Here is a 17,381-nt window from a genome sequence, read left to right on the forward strand (position 1 = left end):
AATATCCTTAAGCAAGGCTTCATCATCAATCTTTGAGGGCTTACGCTCAGTAAAGCCTTTAGGATGGGGATTTTTAATCCAGCTATAGACGGTGAATTTGCTGATCTTGTAGCGCTTTGCAACAGCGCGCCAAGTTTCTCCATTAGCAATATCGTTAAGAATTTTCTGTCGGAATTGGCGGCAGTAGGTCATAGGATATGCTCAGTTTGTTTTTGATAATTCTACTACAAGTTGTTCTTTATATCTGCTTTGGATAGATTGGATTATAAGTGATTTGACTATATAGATCAACTTAATTTGCTAGACAGAAACAATCAGCATTGTGTCATCTTCATTTAACGTAACTAAGCAGTTTTTTTCTCCCTTATAAGGATCAAGCTGTTCCATAGTTTGATAACTCCCCGCAATAGAAACTAATTCGGCTGAAAAATCGCTTGCGTAAATATAAGTTGACTCATTGCCTTTTGCACCGGAAAAAGCTCTTCCTCGTAAACTTCCCAAAATATGGATATTGCCATCAGCAATAACTTCAGCACCTGCACCAACAATTCCGATAATTGTTAAATCTGTATCAGGTGCATAGACTCTTTGTCCAGAGCGAATATTGCCACGAATGATTTTGGTGTCTAGCTTACTATTCTTGCTAAGAGAGGCTAGTGGAGAAGAGGGTTCTTGATTAGTTGACTTAGGTTCAGTAATGGTATTTGATACTTCAAGCGTTTCTTTTTTAGTAGAACGCGCTTCTTTCATTGGAATATCTGCTAATCCTAATTGCGTCAGCGTTTTAATTGGATAAGGGTGATGAGTTAAAGCAATTAGTGTTAGCCCATTGTCTAGAAATATTGTTTTTAATTCTTTTAGCCAATTAAAATTTGCTTTCTCAATAGAAAGTCCCTCTAGGTTGGCGATAAAACCCATTCCTGAAAAAAATCCTTCGGGTGAGGCGGAAAGCTTTTCTTTTAAGGTTTGTTGAATTTCTTGCAGGTTGGTATTAGAGAAATGAACGCTAGTAAGATGTGCCGTGCGAGGGCGAAATTCTAATTGAACAGACATTGGACTCTTTAATAAGCATGAGAATAAAGTAATAATAATATTTTGCTACCTTTAGCTCAATAGTAAGCGACAGTTTTAGTAGATTTGAGTTTGTAACCAAGGAATAGTGCGATCTGGTAAATATCTATCTAAAGAACCAATATAAATGAGACCATAGCGACAATCTGCAGACATTCCATGTCGAGTGCCTTTGCAATCTACTAGAAGAGGATATAAAGGGCTTTCTGTTAAATGATGTTGATTAACACCGATAGCAGAACCAACAATGGTTGCTTTATCTCGACATTCCATTTCGTTGTAATGTTCAGAAGTTTTATTACAAACGGTATCTGCCAATGCTTTACCATAGACATCATTCATGCCAGTATCTATAAGTGTATATCGGATATTATTTTTTCCTAGATAACTCAGCAAAGTTTTTTCGTGAAAAATATTATTGTAATCAGAGAAAAATAATCGCTGTAAGTAACCGTAATAATTTTCTCCTAAAGCGATAAATTGGCTTTTTGCAATTCGAGCGGGTGCGCTTAGTGTTTGTAATTCTGGTGAATATTGAATTTCCCATCTGTCATTTTTTTGTTGCATCACGATGAGTGAGAAGGCGCGAGGAAGTGGAGTATCTTGATTATTAGAAGCCAAAAGTGGGACGCCTTCCAGATAAAGGTAGCGCATTTTTCCTGTATTGGTTTCTAAGATTTGATCGTCCTCAATTTTTAAGCAGTAAGTTCCCCAGTTTGTCGATTTTGCATAACATTGTTCAATATTTCGCCACTGAAATTCGGCAGATGAAAGTAGTTGGCTTAAGTTTTGAGAAGATTCTTTTGAAGAGCCATCAGTTGTATATGTATTATTCGCTGAACAAGCGCTAACTAGCCAAGCAGTAAAGAAAAAAATGATACGAGTTAGATTAGTCATATATTTTATTTGCTGATAATACAAATGTATCATCAGCTTTTTTAATATTTTTATTTAAATGGAAGGCGCCCCATTGGAAGAGGACCATTGCGTTGTAAAAGTTTGCCCATTTTTCCACCACGGAATTTTTTCATTTGCTTCTGCATTTCTTTAAATTGCTTAAGTAAACGGTTTACTTCTGGAACGTCTAATCCACAGCCAGCAGCAATCCGGCGTTTGCGCGAACCTTTGATAATATCGGGATTACGACGTTCTTCCATGGTCATTGAAAGAATAATAGCTTCTTGACGTTTGATTTTTTGTGGCGATAAATGTTGATTTTTTAGCTCCTGTGGAATTTTGCTCATTCCAGGAATTTTCTCTAACATTTTTTCCATATCAATTTGTAGCATTTGATGAAGCTGTTCCCGAAAATCATCTAGGTCAAAAGTTTTACCTTTTGCCATTTTTTTCGCTAATTTTTCAGCTTTTTTCTGATCAACCTGATGCTCTAGGTCTTCAATTAAGCCTAATACGTCTCCCATTCCTAAAATACGTGAAGCAACACGCTCAGGATAGAAGCTTTCTAAGGCGTCAGTTTTTTCACCAATACCTAAGAATTTAATCGGTTTGCCTGTAATGTGACGAATAGATAAAGCCGCTCCACCTCTAGCATCCCCGTCAATTTTAGAAAGAATTATGCCGGTTAGTGGAAGCGCGTCATGAAAGGCTTTTGCGGTATTGGCGGCGTCTTGCCCAGTCATAGCATCAACGACAAATAGGGTTTCAACTGGGTTAACGGCTTGATGAATAGCTTGAATTTCATTCATTAAAGCTTCATCAATATGTAGGCGTCCAGCGGTATCTACAATGAGAACATCATAATGTTGGAGCTTTGCGTGTTCAAGTGCTCTAGCAGCAATATCTCTTGGTTTTTCTTGTTCGCTTGAAGCAATAAAACCTGCACCAACTTGTTCTGCTAAGGTTTCTAATTGTTTAATCGCCGCAGGGCGGTATATATCTGCAGAAACAACGGCGACTTTCTTTTTATCTAGGATAAGTCGGCGTGCTAATTTAGCGGTAGAAGTGGTTTTCCCTGAACCTTGTAAACCAGCCATTAAAATAACAGCAGGTGGCTGAGTAGCTAGATTTAATGCATCGTTTTCTTCGCCCATGATGCGAGTAAGCTCAGCCTGTACAATTTTGATAAAGGCTTGGTCAGGCGAAAGTTTTTGACTAACTTCTTGTCCGATTGCTGCAGTTTTAATATTTTCAATAACATCTTTAACAACAGGTAAGGCAACATCTGCTTCAATTAACGCAATGCGCACTTCTCGGAGGGCTTGGGTGATATTTTCTTCGCTAATTCGGCTTTGACCTCGAAGCTTTTTAATAGTTCCTTGTAATCGGTCACTTAAACTTTCAAACATATACTTTTCCTTAACTGAATGAGAAGGCATAAAACAGTTGAGAAATTCACGACTGTCTTTGGCAACATTGGTGTATTATAACGGTTTGTTTTATATTTAGTAGGATTTGCCATGCAGCTTTTGCTGCCTTTTTTGGTTATCTGTTTATATTTAGGGACTGCTTGGCAGTTTTATCGTGCCACGCGTTCGCACTCTAGTAGTTTTACCGCGTTGGCATTTTTGTTTGCAGCTTGTCAGCTTCATGCTTTTTTATTGATTACGACAATCGGTAATACATTAAATTTTTCTATTTTTAATGTGGTTTCGGCATTTGCTTGGTCTGTGGCAGTTTTGTCTTTTTTCTGGCTTTGGAAAAAGCAAATGGCGCTTGGTGGCGTTATTATTAGTATTGTTAATGCCTCATTGGTGGTATTAGCAGCTGTTTTTGTGAGTCGAAAACCGTTTTTAAGTAATCTTCAAGGTGGAATGATTTGGCATATTCTGCTTTCTATGGCAGCTTGGACTGTGTTAACAATTGCCTTGATTCATAATGTATTATTTATGTATTTGTTTCAACGATTAAAAAATAAACGATTAAAAAATACCAATTTGGCTTCTTTAGCAAATTTGGAAAGAATATCTGTTTTATATCTTTTGTTAGGATTTTTGTTATTACTTGCGGCTTTAATGAGTGGTTGGATGTTTGTGGAAAACCTATTTGCGCAACATCTCTGGCATAAAACCGTATTAACGATGCTTTCAGCAGCTGTCTATGGATGGACATTATTTCTTTATTATGGACGCCATTATCGAGGTTTAATTATTGTGTACTGGGCATTTGCCGCTTACGCTTTATTGATGATGGGCTATGTTATTAGTAATATTGTCTTGCAATTTTTTATTAAGTAAGGATAAATAACTGTGTCGGAATTACCAGATTGGCTTTTAGTGAGTGTGCTGGTGTTTTGTTTGGCTTGTTCAGCTTTTTTTTCTGCTTCTGAAACAGCGATGATGTCGCTTAATCGCTATAAATTAAAACATCTTTCTGATGAGGGTAATTTAGCAGCAAAACGTGCCGAAAGCTTATTAAAAAATACAGAGCGATTGTTAGCGACTATTTTATTAGGCAATAATTTTGTTAATATTTTAGCAACCTCTCTAGGCACAATCATCGGTATTCGATGGTTTGGTGATATGGGAGTATTGGTTGCAACCGTAGTTTTAACAGTTTTAGTCTTGTTGTTTTCTGAGATTGCGCCAAAAACGTTTGCGGCACTGTTTCCAGAAAAAACTGCCTTGCCGGCTTCTAGGGTTTTAAGCGCTTGTCTTTGGTTGTTATCGCCGTTAGTTTGGTTACTGAATAAATTGGTTGCTTTGATTTTTAAACCTTTTGGTTTGGGAGCAAATAGTAGCGATAGAGATGTGCTTACGAATGAAGAACTTAAGACAATAGTTCTTTCTTCCTCTCCTCAGTCTGTTTCGCAGGAACGTCAAGATATGTTAATTGGCGTTTTAGAATTGGAAGATGTTTCTGTAGATGAAGTCATGGTTCCTAGAAATGAATTAGAGGGCGTTGATTTAAATGATGACTGGGATGAGTTGGTTGAGCAAATTACCGCTTCTCGTCATGGTCGTTTATTGGCTTATCGAGATAATATTGATCAAGTAGAGGGGATGCTTCATTTACGAGATGTGATTACTTTATACCGAGATAAGCGTTTAAATAAGGAAGCTTTAATTGAAGTATTAAGACCTTGTGTTTTTGTCCCAGAAAATACGCCATTACGCCAGCAGTTAATCAATTTTCGTCAGCAAAAGCAGCGTAGTGGTTTAGTGGTTGATGAGTATGGTGATATTCAAGGCTTAATTACTTTAGAAGATATTCTTACTCATATTGTGGGTGATATTGCAGAAGAGGGCGAGGAAGAAGCGCCCGAAATTGTTGAAAAAACACCGGGTATATTTGATGTTAATGGTGGAATTAGCTTGCGTGTACTCAATAGAGAATTAGGATTAAAACTTCCCTTAGATGGTCCGAATACCCTTTCAGGACTTATTGTAGAAATACTAGGCAATTTTCCTAAACCTGGAACGGAAGTTAGTTTTGATGAATGTATAGTACGTGTTAAAAGCTTTGAAGGCGGGGTAGTTGAGCAAGCAGAAGTTGAACTTTTAAATTCGATAGAAGAATAATGGCTTTTGGACTCTCTTTATTATTTTTATTTCCTTTACTCGCTTTTGCGATTGCACATCTAATTTGGCAACTTCGTTATCATCACCTTGATCTAGATAATGAAAATCGTCCTACAGAAAAAGTTTTTTTGCGTTGGACGGTTCCTATTTTAACAATCACATTGATTATCTGTATTCCTTTATTGGTAAAGTGGCGGAATGAAGTTCGGGTTCGACATTATTTGCATAATTTGCCGTTAGTCACTGTCATGCAAACCTATCGACGCCCCATTTATGAGCAATTGCGTAATAGCGTAGAAACTGAAGGAATAGATGATGTTGAAGTTGTGCAGCGATCTTTAGAAAAAGCCATAGAAGAATTACGTTTAGCATGGATATATGCGGTTCCATACGCTTCAACAGATGCAGTAATGCGCTATATTCGCTATCGTTATGATGAAGTGAGTTTGTTAGCCGAACAAGGAAGTAATGAACTTTGTTTTTATATTAGCTCACCTAATAGTCATCAAACCAGTCAAGAAGATGTTACTTTTATGCAAAAAAATGCGCCGTATATTCGTGATGCGATGATTATGGTTTTTACCAGTTTTGATATAAAAAATCGGCTGGGCTATTTAGAAAAAAGAACAGCTAAACGAAGATATAATTCTTTATTACAAAAACTAGACAGAAAATATCATTTAGAGCAAACGCAATTTGCGAGCGAACGTGACTGCTTATATCAAAAGGATTTTTATCTTAATTTATTAAATTATTCTGATACGGATATGACTAAGATAATGCGATGGGCAATTTTGCAGCAAATCGAAACGTTTCCACAATATTCAGGAAAAAAAGACTAATATGCTTATTTAGAAAGCTATTTAGCACGAATGATTTGATATACCTGATCTATTTTGTACACTCGATATCGAGCAGGTTCGGCGCGTTGTTCTCCAGCATAGCTAAACATCAAGGCTTCTTTTTTTCTCTTGATTTATCCAAACAATAAACAAGCCGCTATGCTCAATATCATGATAACTATGGTCAATATGGTATAGCCAGTCACCTACTTGGATAAAATTGGTATCAGCAAAAGGACCATTAGGATAGGAACCAGTAAAGATATTCTGTCTTCTTGTGTGAGGATAGCCTGCTCTATTCCAAGCAATATTTAGATAATCCCAACAGCCACCTCGAATAATTTCGCCTGATTGAGCCATTTTTCGTATGGTTCTTAAAATACTCCTTTCAGCTGGTGTCGCTGATGTTTCGGCATCAATGACAATGGAAGACTTTGCTGTATATTTTTTAACAGTAGAAGTCTTTGCTTGTTGGATAATCTTATTCTTAGAAAGCGTTTGAGCATAGAAGTAATGATTATAGTGAAAGGCTACTAGAATAGTTACAGCGTTAAGATAGATGAATAAAGTAAGCACACGTACTATTACTGGAATAGCGATCTAATTTCTGTGACTCTTTTATTAGCCTTTGACTATAGTTAAAATATAAGTCCGCTATAGAAAAAAATATCGGCGCAGCATGGAGGTAATTAAGTATTTTCAGACTAGCCACTGCAATAGTTGTGGTTCATCTATAATAGTAATACCAAGTTTTTCTGCTTTTTCTTTTTTACTGCCAGCTTTTTCTCCTGCTAAAACATAGTCTGTTTTACTAGAAACACTATTAGTTACTTTTGCGCCTAAGGATTCTAAGTGTTCTTTGGCTTGTTCTCGTGAAAGTGTTAGTAAAGTTCCAGTAATGACGACAGTTTTTCCTTCTAGTATTCCATTAGAAAATGTTTTTTGCTGAACTTCAGACCAATAGATTCCTACAGATTCTAATTGATGGATAACTGATAAATTTTCTTGGTCTGAAAAAAAATGTGCAATATATTGCGCCATAACAGGACCGATACCCTCTATTTCTTGTAAACTTTGCTCATCTGCTTGAATAAGCGCATCTAATGTTCCGAAATGATTTGCTAATAAATTTGCACTAACAGTTCCAACTTCTCGAATACCCAAAGCATAAATAAAGCGAGCAAGAGTAGTTTTTTTGGCGTTTTCTAGGGCATTGATAATATTTCGAGCAGATTTTTCCGCCATTCTAGGAAGGTTAGCCCAGTCTGAATAGGCAAGCATAAATAAATCTGCTGGAGTGGTAACTTGTCCATTTTTAACGACTTGTTCTATAAGTTTGTCGCCTAGACCTTGAATATCCATTGCTTTTCGTGAGGCAAAATGGATTAAGGATTGTACGCGCTGTGCTTGGCAGTGTAATCCTCCTGAACAGCGCGCAACTGCTTCGCCCTCTGGTCTAATAACTTCTGAACCACAAATAGGGCAATGTGAAGGCATAATAAAAGGCGTACTATTAAAAGGTCTTTTCTCTAATACGACTTTAACAATTTCTGGAATAACGTCTCCGGCTCTTCGAATAAAAACGGTATCCCCAACGCGAACATCTTTTCTAGCCACTTCATCTGCATTATGTAGAGTGGCGTTGGTAACTGTTACGCCGCCTACTTCGACGGGTTTAAGTCTTGCAACAGGTGTAACAGCGCCCGTTCGTCCAACTTGTACATCAATTGCTTCAACAGTGGTTGTTTTTTCAATGGCTGGGAATTTCCACGCAATTGCCCAGCGTGGTGCTCTTGAAACAAATCCGGCTTTCATTTGGTCAGAAAAGCTATCAACTTTATAAACAACACCATCAATTTCATAAGGAAGAGCCGGGCGTTCTGTATTTAATGAATTCATGTAGTCCTGTGCTGCTTCTAAAGATTGCACAGTTGTTTGTAAATGGCAAACTGGTAATCCCCAAGTTTGAAATTGGCTAAGTAATTCGCTATAGGTGGAGGGAAGTTCAAAATTTTCTAAACTTCCATAACCATAAGCAAAAAAGGCGAGTTTGCGTTGAGCAGTAATAGCAGGGTCTAACTGACGCAAACTACCTGCAGCAGCATTTCTAGGGTTCGCAAAGCGTTTTTCTCCGATTTGTTCAGCAGTAGCATTTAATGTCTCAAAAGCTTTTTTGGGCATATAAATTTCACCGCGAATTTCTATTATTTTTGGGAGATTATCGCCTATTAATCGTAGAGGAATGGCTTTAATAGTCCGGACATTCGCAGTAACATCTTCGCCTGTTGAGCCATCGCCTCGCGTAGCAGCTTTTGTTAATATGCCATTTTCATAGCGTAAACTAATCGCCAAACCATCAAATTTAGGTTCTGCCGATAAAGGAATATGGTCTTTATCAAGTCTTAACTGTAAGCGATGGTAAAACTCTGAAAATTCTTCGCTAGAAAATACATTGTCTAAGGACAGCATGGGAATATGATGCGTAACTGGTGGAAAAGCACTATCAGCTTTCCCACTGACTCTTTGAGTCGGTGAATCAGCAGGAATCGGTAAATGACTTTTTGATTCTAATGCGATGAGCTGGCGCATAAGGGCATCATATTCAGCATCAGAAATAATAGGATTATCTAAAACATAATAGGCATAATCATGTTGTCGAATAAGATTTCGGAGGGTGTCAATGTCTTTCATTATCGGCGTTGATGAGTTGCGAGCCATTCGTCAAATTGTATTTGAAAATCTTCAGCAGCTTTACGATATTGCATTAAATCTTTAGGTCCCATTGGGCGGCGCCGGAAATCACATAATCTTCCATCTAATAGCTCAGCCATTTCTTTTGAAATGGCAGAAAAAGTTTCATAAGATTCGACCGCATCATCACCATTAGGTAATTGTAAAACCAACAAAATTCCTTCTATTGCATCCATTTCATCTAGATTTTCTGCAAAGATACCTGGCTGGTGTATATTCAATACGGTGAATAGAATATCACGCCCATTTTTGTTAACCATTTCAAAAACGCCACTAGGTGCGCGCTGCAAACCAAAGGTTTTAACCAAATTTTGTATATCTTCTCCACTAAAATAGCAACCATAGCGTGCCATAATGGCAATAGGTAAATCTGCTTGAGGAGCATTGGGTAGTTCCTCAGCAGAAGGAATAGATAGGTTTTTACCAAAAAAACCGGGATTTAACCGTGAGGTTTTTTGTATTTGAGATTCATCTAAGGAAGAATGGTCGTTATGTATTTGAGTAGATTTTTTTTCTTGTTTTAAATGTGTGCGCTGAATAATTCTTATGATTGTCCAAGCAATAATAAGAATTAAAATAATTGCAATTATTCGTACTATAATAATCAACATTTCTTGAGTCATTCTATATTTCCATCTCCTAAAGCATCTTCAAGTCTAAAGAGTAAATAATCATCAATAGCATATCCGTCTCTTTCGCTTAAGGCAAAGTGGCAAACGCTGCGCCCACAACGATGAACGGTTTGTTTGTCACCTGTTTCTAAATGGTGCCATGGCGGTAACGGTTTGTTTTCATAGCGTAAACGATAAGCGCAACTTGGCGGGAGCCAACGGTAATCTTCGCGTGGAATATCTCTTAAATTTAAACAATCAGAGACTTTCTTTTGGCGATTGGGGTAGTCTTGACAGCTTGCAGACTCAATGTCTAGTAGGCGACAAGCAACACGAGAGAAATAAACTTCTCCCGTATCTATATCTTCCATTTTATTTAAACAGCATAAACCACAGCCATCACATAATGCTTCCCATTGTTCAGGCGTCAAAGCATCTAATGGTTGATGCCACCAAGAAGACAATTAATTTAATCCTTGAATATATAGAGAAACCGCTTCAATTTGCTGTGGCGTTAGTTTTGCAGCAACATCTCTCATCATTGAATTAGGGTCATTAGCGCGTTGCTGATCTTCTGGAATTTGTCCATCTGTTGCTTGAACATCTGCTAATGCGGCATTTTGGAAATGTTGAAGTTGCAAGCGTGTATAAGGAGCGTGTTGTCCAGACAGTAAAGGAAACGCGGCTGGTTCAATTCCCATACCACTTGGACCATGGCAAGCAGCACAAGCAGGAATATGATTTTCCATATCTCCTCCGCGATATAATGCTTTACCAAGCTCTAAGACGGCAATCGGATCTTCGCCTACACCTTGAGTAGAAGCTGGTGCTGGTTTTTGTGAAGCATAGAAGGCTGCAACATTAGCGATATCCTCATCACTAAGCATCATGGCTTGCGGTGCCATTACTGGATTTTTGCGTAATCCATTTTTAAAGTCATTTAATTCTTTAATGATATATTTTTCACCCTGTCCAGCGAGATTAGGCCACTCCGGGTTGGCAGAGTAGCCATTTTGTCCATGACAAGCCATACAAACGGTATTAGCTTTTTCTTCGCCCGCTTTAATATCTGCTTCTGCGTGGACAATGGCATAGCAGCTCATAAGTAATAGTGTGATGAGGGTTTTTTTCATATTTTGCTCCATGATGAACCTGAATGGTCTGCTTTCGGCTATAATTTGCAAACAGTTTCTACAGTATTTATCTATTATATGCTTAATCGTTACCAACAGGCAAAATTTGCCTTCTCTGCCAATAGTGCAAAACAATTTCCAATAAATAGTCAGGTTGAAATTGCTTTTGCGGGACGTTCTAATGCGGGAAAATCTAGCGCATTAAATACATTAACAGCGCAAAAGTCATTGGCGCGTGTTTCTAAAACACCTGGTCGGACTCAGTTAATTAATTATTTTAGTTTAGCTGAGGATGATTGTTATTTAGTCGATTTACCAGGATATGGTTATGCCAAAGTGCCAGAAAATATTCGGGCGCATTGGGAGAATTTTTTAGGGGATTATCTATTAACACGAGAGCCATTGAAAGGAGTGGTTTTGTTAATGGATATTAGACATCCTATGAAGGATTTAGATATTCGTTTATTAGAGTGTTGTGCTGAAAGACAGTTGCCCGCACATATTCTCTTAACAAAGGCTGATAAGCTAAGTAAAGGCGCGGCTTCAAATGGTTTGCAGGCAGTTAAAAGTGAAATTGTGAATTGGAATGCTCCTTTTAGTGCGCAAATCTTTTCAAGCTTAAAAAGACAAGGGTTAGATACATTGATTAAACGGCTAGACAGTTGGATGAACAATAATGAGTGAGATTAGCTTTCATTTACCATTAGTTGTCGTTTTTATTTTATTACTAGTTGTTGGCATGACTGCGGGCTTTATTGATACATTAGCTGGCGGAGGCGGGATGATTACGATTCCTTCTCTCTTAATTGCTGGATTGCCGCCAGATGCAGCACTAGCCACGAATAAATTGCAGGGTAGTTTCGGAACAGTGTCTGCAAGTTGGTATTTTATTAGAAGAGGGCATCTTCAATTTTGTTGCTTATTACCTAATATTATGGCTTGTGCAATTGGTGCGGCTATTGGGACAGGAGCGGTTCAGCTATTACCGACCCATTGGTTAGCATTATTTATTCCGATTTTGCTGATTATGGTGGCTGGTGTTTTTATTTTAATGCCAGCACTTGGAGAAGTGGAAACCGAAGCACGGATGGCAGTGAAGCCTTTTATTCTTGGTTGCTTAGCACCTATCGGTTTTTATGATGGTTTTTTAGGACCGGGAACTGGTAGCTTTTTTCTATTAGCATTAATTGCTTTGCAAGGATATACCTTACAAAATGCAACGATTGAAGCAAAGCTTTATAACGCGACTACCAATGTGATTTCTTTAATCGTTTTTTTGATTGGTGGAAAAATTGTATGGTTGGCAGGATTTTCTATGGCAGTAGGACAGCTTATTGGCGCGAGAATTGCTAGTGGAATAGTGGTCAGTAAGGGAAATAAATTGATACGCCCAATGGTAATTACGGTTTCAATAATAATGAGTGTATATTTAATTACTAGAAATTGGTTTTATCTATTTTAATCTAGATAGAAAAAATAAAGCGTAGATAGAAAAAATAAATCGCTATAGCCAACTTCTCAAAAAATGCATACAATGTTAACTCAATATTCACTTTGAAAATAGTACTCTATCCTCAAGTACTGTATTAGACCTTTGCAAAATTCCGTTTTATACTAATTTTTGCTACTAGTAGAAAAATTAACACTGTGATTTTAATATGTTTTCAAAATTTAAAGAATTGAAATTTCTCTATTTTATGTTTTTTTGCAAAGGTCTCTGTATATATTTTCCGGGACTTCTACTATATTTATAGTTTTTATAAAAAAATACCTCACATTATTAGCGAGGTCTCTTATATGGCTCCCCGAGACGGGCTCGAACCGCCGACCCAGTGATTAACAGTCACTTGCTCTACCGACTGAGCTATCGGGGAATATAATGTATATGTATGTTTTGAAATGGCTCCCCGAGACGGGCTCGAACCGCCGACCCAGTGATTAACAGTCACTTGCTCTACCGACTGAGCTATCGGGGAATGCCTTAAGAGGCGCGCATTCTAACCGGGATTTTGAAATCCGTCAAGCATAAAAAATACTTTTTATTATTTTTGATGATAAGTACTCAAGAAGTTTGCCATTTTTTCGCAGGCTTCTCGGATGTCTCTACGATATTGCAGGAAGACGACTCTAAAATGGTCTGGCTCTGCCCAATTAAATGCTCTACCGTGAACAAATAAGATATGCTCAGAGCGTAGTAGGTCTAAGATAAACTGTTCATCGTTAGTAATATTAAATCGTTCTGTATCTACTTTTACAAAACCATATAGTGCCCCTTGTGGCTTCATCATTGATAATCCCGGGATTGTATTGATGCTTTCATACATTTGATCGCGTTGCTCATATAATCTCCCGCCAGGTTTGACTAAGTCATTAATGCTTTGATAACCGCCTAGAGCTGTTTGAATACCATGTTGAGCGATAACGTTTGCGCATAACCGCATTGAAGAAAGCATTTCAAGTCCTTCAATATAACCACTAGCCGCTTTTAGATTACCTGAAAGAATCATCCAACCTGCCCGGAATCCAGCAGCACGATAAGCTTTGGAAAGACCGTTAAAGGTTACGCAAAGACTGTCATTGACTAATGTAGCTGTTGGAATATGAATAGCATCATCATAAACAATTTTGTCATATATTTCGTCAGAGTAAATGATTAAGCCGTTTTCTTCGGCAATTTTAACGAGTTCTAAAAGACATTCTCGACTGTAAACAGCACCTGTAGGATTATTGGGATTAATAATGACGATTGCTTTAGTATTTTGACTGATTTTTTCTCTGATGTCGTCTAAATCGGGTTGCCAATGGTCGTCTTCATTGCAGCGATAGTGAATGGCGTGTCCACCACTTAAGTTTACAGCGGCTGTCCACAGCGGATAGTCTGGCATCGGAACCAATACTTCGTCGCCGTCGTTGAGCAATGCTTGCATTGCCATAACGATGAGTTCTGAAACACCATTACCAATGATAACGTTATCAACAGTCACGCCTTTGATACCTAATCTTTGAGTTTCATGAACAACGGCTTTTCTCGCAGAGAAAATACCTTTTGATTCGCTATAGCCCTGTGCATTATTTAGATTGGCAATGATATCTTCTCGGATTTCACTTGGGGTATCAAAGCCAAAGGGGGCAGGATTGCCAATGTTTAGTTTGATGATTTTGTTACCTTGACGCTCTAGACGATTCGCTTCAGCTAGCACAGGTCCACGAATATCATAGAGTACATTGTCTAATTTGCTAGATTTACGAATTTTTTTCATGTTATTTGTCCAGTGAGTAGGTAAAACCGATAGTTGTCATCATACCAGCGGTTGCGAAGAAGTTTGCTTCTATAAATACCGATTTATAGTCTATTGCAAGAATTGGTAAGATTGCGGGTGCAATACCATATTTATTAAAAGGAATTTTATTTTTATATTTTCCCGTATAGCCGTGTAATAATCCTGCGGTTAAGGTAGCGCGTAAATAAAGCTCGGGATAGGGTTCCCAGAATCGCCAATCTTTTCCGATATAGAGGTATTGAGAAGGTTGGTTAAAAGAATTGTGAAATAAAGCCAATCCAAACAACCAGTTATTCTTTCGAATATATTCTGCATTGATAAGTTTTTGATGATTGTTATGTTCATTACTTGGATGATAATGTACGGTATAGATACTGGTTCTAAATCGTAATTTATCGTTTCCTTGCCAATGGATACTATCATTGATGGGTTGTTGATAGCTTTGAGCATTCACTACGGTAGATAACATGACTCCTGCAAGTAATCCGATTACTTTCTTATTTATTTTCATTATTATCCTTGTAAAAAGTTATATTTTATCAGAATAATTTCACTTTAAATGGGACACTAATTGTTCTATATAAGTATAAGATAATAAATATTTTTTTAAAAAATACCTCTATTTTTTTAATATCTTTTTGATATAATCACACTATCATCAATAAAAAAGAGGCAAATATGGAATATCTACAAACTGATGTCGCCATTATCGGCGCTGGGGGAGCAGGTTTGCGCGCAGCTATTGAAATTGCTCGTAGTAATCCCAATGCAAAAATAGCACTGATTTCGAAGGTATATCCAATGCGTTCTCATACGGTTGCAGCTGAAGGTGGCGCAGCCGGGGTTATTAGAGAGGATGATTCTTTGGATAATCATTTTAATGATACGGTTTCTGGCGGAGATTGGCTGTGTGAACAAGATGTTGTGGAATATTTTGTGGCGCATTGTACAGAGGAGATGGTTCAGCTAGAGCATTGGGGGTGTCCGTGGTCGCGCAGGGAAGATGGTCATGTGAATGTGCGCCGTTTTGGCGGCATGAAGATTCCACGCACGTGGTTTGCGGCGGACAAAACGGGTTTTCATATTCTTCATACACTGTTCCAAACATCTATTCAGTTTCCTAGTATTCAGCGATTTGATGAGCATTTTGCGCTAGATTTGATTGTTGAAGACGGGAAGCTGCATGGCGTGCTAGCGTATGATGTGCAAAACGGTATTGTGCGAGCAATCCAAGCAAAAGCAGTGATTATTGCAACAGGCGGTGCAGGGCGTGTCTTCCGCTATAACACGAATGGTGGAATTGTAACCGGTGATGGAATGGCGCTGGCTTATCGCCATGGTGTACCGCTTCGGGATATGGAATTTGTGCAATATCACCCAACAGGGCTACCGGGTAGTGGTATTTTGATGACGGAAGGTTGTCGTGGTGAAGGAGGGATTTTAACCAATAAAGATGGTTATCGTTATTTACAAGATTATGGCTTAGGACCAGAAACACCTGTTGGCGAACCTAAAAATAAATATATGGAGTTAGGTCCTCGTGACCGATTAAGTCAGGCGTTTTATCACGAGTGGAAAGCTGGGCGGACAGTTGATTCTCCACGCGGCGCAGTCGTTAATCTAGATTTACGACATTTAGGAGAAGATTATATCAATGAACGTTTACCATTTATTCGTTCATTAGCTAAAAAATTTGTTGGGGTTGATCCTGTTTATGAGCCAATTCCAGTCCGCCCAACAGCACATTATACGATGGGCGGTATTGAAACAGATGGACGTTGTGCGACTCAAATGACAGGGCTATATGCCGTGGGTGAATGTTCTTCTGTTGGTATTCACGGTGCAAACCGTTTGGGTTCTAATTCTTTGGCAGAACTTTCAGTCTTTGGCAAGGTAGCAGGTGAAGATGCGCTGAAATATGCGCAGTCTGTTGAGTATGCAACAGATACGCAGCATTTTGAGCAGTTAGCGAAAGCTGCTTATCAGCCGTATTTAGATTTGCTTAATCGAACAGATGGAACAGAAAAACCTGCTGATATTCGCAATGCTTTGGGCGAAATGATGGAAGCGGAAATTGGCATTTATCGTAGTAAGGAAAACTGTGAGAGAGCACGGCAAGCGATTGAGCAATTAAAGCAACGTTATAAGAATGTCAAGGTAACCGATCATAGTGATACGTTTAATACAGATTGGTTGACCACGATTGAGCTAGGGTATTTGATTGATGTGGCTGAAGCGATGATTTATTCCGCTGACGCTCGCACGGAGTCTCGAGGTTCTCACCAACGCTTAGATTATCCAGATAGGGATGATGAAAATTTCCTGAAACATACTTTGGCGTATTATCGCGTTGGTGAACCGCCGAAAATTGAGTATAGCAGCGTTAAAATTACAAAATCCCAACCTGCGCAACGGGTTTACGGTGCAGCAGGCGAAAAAGCCCATTAAGGCAGTGGAGAAAATCATGAGCAAAACAATTACTTTAGAAGTCATGCGTTATCGTCCGGGTGTTGATGAAGCGCCTTGGCCACAACCTTTCACGATTGAATGGACGCCAGATATGTCTATTCTTGATGCTTTACAATTGATTAAAGATGATTTTGAACCAGAGCTCGCCTACCGTTGGTCATGCCGAATGGAGGTCTGTGGTAGCTGTGGAATGGTGGTTAATGGGGAACCTAAGCTTGCCTGCTCGACTTTTGTGCGCGAATATGAAGCGGTTGGAAAAATTACGATTGGCGCATTAGACCAAATGCCTATCGAGAAAGATTTAGTGGTGGACATCAATCCATTTATTGAAAAATTAGATAGTGTGAAGCCTTATATTGTGCGTCCTAATTCTGAAGCGGAAAAATCACTTAGCGAAGGCGAATATATCCAAACGCCAGCAGAATTAGCGAAGTTCAAACAATACACCATGTGTATTAACTGCTTGCTTTGTTATCAGGCTTGTCCACAGGTAGGAATAAATGCGGAGTTTTTAGGCCCAGCGGCAACGGCTCTAGCGCATCGCTATAATTTAGATAATCGTGACCATGGTGAGAAAGCGCGTTTGAAGCGTATGAATGATGAAAATGGTATTTGGCCGTGTACATTTGTTGGTTATTGTTCAGAAGTTTGTCCAAAACATGTTGATCCCGCAGGCGCTATTCAGCAAGCGAAAGCAAAAGCTGTTCCTGTTTGGGCAAAAAATCTTATAAGCAAAGAGGGATAA

At 38.5% G+C, this 17,381-nt stretch carries 18 protein-coding genes and 2 tRNA genes; 7 read left to right on the forward strand and 13 right to left on the reverse strand.

All coding sequences use genetic code 11. The features are described from left to right. From A5N85_RS05425 to ffh, 4 genes are all read right to left on the reverse strand, one after another. A partial coding sequence (locus A5N85_RS05425; protein ID WP_143143194.1) for a helix-turn-helix domain-containing protein occupies nucleotides 1-192 on the reverse strand: 192 nt, incomplete at its 3' end. A 108-nt stretch (nucleotides 193-300) separates the two neighbouring features. Next, a complete protein-coding gene (gene minC, locus A5N85_RS05430) occupies nucleotides 301-1,053 on the reverse strand; it encodes a septum site-determining protein MinC (RefSeq protein WP_072576323.1) in 753 nt (250 codons plus the stop codon). Nucleotides 1,054-1,128: 75 nt separating this feature from the next. After that, nucleotides 1,129-1,968, reverse strand: a complete 840-nt coding sequence (locus A5N85_RS05435) for a hypothetical protein (RefSeq protein ID WP_072576324.1) — start codon at nucleotides 1,966-1,968, stop codon at nucleotides 1,129-1,131. Nucleotides 1,969-2,018: 50 nt separating this feature from the next. Continuing rightward, nucleotides 2,019-3,377, reverse strand: a complete 1,359-nt coding sequence (ffh, locus tag A5N85_RS05440) for a signal recognition particle protein (protein ID WP_072576325.1) — start codon at nucleotides 3,375-3,377, stop codon at nucleotides 2,019-2,021. Nucleotides 3,378-3,488: 111 nt separating this feature from the next. On the opposite strand from ffh, the gene A5N85_RS05445 reads away from it, so the two are divergent. From A5N85_RS05445 to A5N85_RS05455, 3 genes are read left to right on the forward strand one after another with little or no spacing between them, the layout of a single operon-like run. Next, nucleotides 3,489-4,265 (forward strand): cytochrome C assembly family protein, encoded by a 777-nt coding sequence (locus A5N85_RS05445; protein ID WP_072576326.1) that lies wholly within the window; start codon nucleotides 3,489-3,491, stop codon nucleotides 4,263-4,265. 12 nt (nucleotides 4,266-4,277) lie between these two features. Further along, nucleotides 4,278-5,549: an HlyC/CorC family transporter gene (locus A5N85_RS05450; RefSeq protein ID WP_072576327.1), complete on the forward strand. Its 1,272-nt coding sequence runs from the start codon at nucleotides 4,278-4,280 to the stop codon at nucleotides 5,547-5,549. Then, nucleotides 5,549-6,391: a hypothetical protein gene (locus A5N85_RS05455; protein ID WP_072576328.1), complete on the forward strand. Its 843-nt coding sequence runs from the start codon at nucleotides 5,549-5,551 to the stop codon at nucleotides 6,389-6,391. Before A5N85_RS05450 ends, A5N85_RS05455 begins: the two co-directional genes overlap by 1 nt. A 102-nt stretch (nucleotides 6,392-6,493) precedes the next feature. Here the strand turns inward: A5N85_RS05455 and A5N85_RS15050 are convergent, their stop codons facing one another. The 5 genes from A5N85_RS15050 to A5N85_RS05480 all read right to left on the reverse strand — a co-directional run bounded on the left by A5N85_RS15050 (nucleotide 6,494) and on the right by A5N85_RS05480 (nucleotide 10,886). Continuing rightward, nucleotides 6,494-6,967, reverse strand: a complete 474-nt coding sequence (locus tag A5N85_RS15050; RefSeq protein WP_143143195.1) for a hypothetical protein — start codon at nucleotides 6,965-6,967, stop codon at nucleotides 6,494-6,496. A 123-nt stretch (nucleotides 6,968-7,090) separates the two neighbouring features. Then, a complete protein-coding gene (gene ligA, locus A5N85_RS05465; RefSeq protein ID WP_072576330.1) occupies nucleotides 7,091-9,082 on the reverse strand; it encodes an NAD-dependent DNA ligase LigA in 1,992 nt (663 codons plus the stop codon). Further along, the gene (locus A5N85_RS05470) at nucleotides 9,082-9,765 is read right to left on the reverse strand and encodes a cell division protein ZipA C-terminal FtsZ-binding domain-containing protein (RefSeq protein WP_072576331.1); all 684 of its coding nucleotides are present in this window, start codon (nucleotides 9,763-9,765) and stop codon (nucleotides 9,082-9,084) included. Before A5N85_RS05470 ends, ligA begins: the two co-directional genes overlap by 1 nt. Beyond that, the gene (locus A5N85_RS05475) at nucleotides 9,762-10,217 is read right to left on the reverse strand and encodes a YcgN family cysteine cluster protein (RefSeq protein ID WP_072576332.1); all 456 of its coding nucleotides are present in this window, start codon (nucleotides 10,215-10,217) and stop codon (nucleotides 9,762-9,764) included. Before A5N85_RS05475 ends, A5N85_RS05470 begins: the two co-directional genes overlap by 4 nt. After that, nucleotides 10,218-10,886, reverse strand: a complete 669-nt coding sequence (locus A5N85_RS05480) for a c-type cytochrome (protein WP_072576351.1) — start codon at nucleotides 10,884-10,886, stop codon at nucleotides 10,218-10,220. 78 nt (nucleotides 10,887-10,964) lie between these two features. On the opposite strand from A5N85_RS05480, the gene yihA reads away from it, so the two are divergent. Together yihA and A5N85_RS05490 are read left to right on the forward strand one after the other, a co-directional pair. Further along, nucleotides 10,965-11,570: a ribosome biogenesis GTP-binding protein YihA/YsxC gene (gene yihA / locus A5N85_RS05485; protein WP_072576352.1), complete on the forward strand. Its 606-nt coding sequence runs from the start codon at nucleotides 10,965-10,967 to the stop codon at nucleotides 11,568-11,570. Then, nucleotides 11,563-12,348 (forward strand): TSUP family transporter, encoded by a 786-nt coding sequence (locus tag A5N85_RS05490; RefSeq protein WP_072576333.1) that lies wholly within the window; start codon nucleotides 11,563-11,565, stop codon nucleotides 12,346-12,348. Before yihA ends, A5N85_RS05490 begins: the two co-directional genes overlap by 8 nt. Nucleotides 12,349-12,684: 336 nt before the next feature. Here the strand turns inward: A5N85_RS05490 and A5N85_RS05495 are convergent. The 4 genes from A5N85_RS05495 to A5N85_RS05510 form a co-directional block, all read right to left on the reverse strand. Then, a tRNA-Asn gene (locus A5N85_RS05495) sits at nucleotides 12,685-12,760 on the reverse strand. 26 nt (nucleotides 12,761-12,786) lie between these two features. Further along, nucleotides 12,787-12,862 (reverse strand) — tRNA-Asn (locus A5N85_RS05500). A 66-nt stretch (nucleotides 12,863-12,928) separates the two neighbouring features. Next, a complete protein-coding gene (locus A5N85_RS05505; RefSeq protein WP_072576334.1) occupies nucleotides 12,929-14,146 on the reverse strand; it encodes a pyridoxal phosphate-dependent aminotransferase in 1,218 nt (405 codons plus the stop codon). A gap of 1 nt (nucleotide 14,147) precedes the next feature. After that, nucleotides 14,148-14,678 (reverse strand): hypothetical protein, encoded by a 531-nt coding sequence (locus A5N85_RS05510; RefSeq protein WP_072576335.1) that lies wholly within the window; start codon nucleotides 14,676-14,678, stop codon nucleotides 14,148-14,150. Between the two features lie 167 nt (nucleotides 14,679-14,845). On the opposite strand from A5N85_RS05510, the gene frdA reads away from it, so the two are divergent. After that, nucleotides 14,846-16,615 carry a fumarate reductase (quinol) flavoprotein subunit gene (gene frdA / locus A5N85_RS05515; protein ID WP_072576336.1) on the forward strand — a complete coding sequence of 590 codons (1,770 nt, stop codon included), beginning with the start codon at nucleotides 14,846-14,848 and terminating at the stop codon, nucleotides 16,613-16,615. 16 nt (nucleotides 16,616-16,631) lie between these two features. Next, a complete protein-coding gene (locus tag A5N85_RS05520) occupies nucleotides 16,632-17,381 on the forward strand; it encodes a succinate dehydrogenase/fumarate reductase iron-sulfur subunit (protein WP_072576337.1) in 750 nt (249 codons plus the stop codon).

The sequence above is a fragment of the Suttonella ornithocola genome, assembly GCF_001889065.1.
Taxonomy (GTDB): domain Bacteria; phylum Pseudomonadota; class Gammaproteobacteria; order Cardiobacteriales; family Cardiobacteriaceae; genus Suttonella_A; species Suttonella_A ornithocola.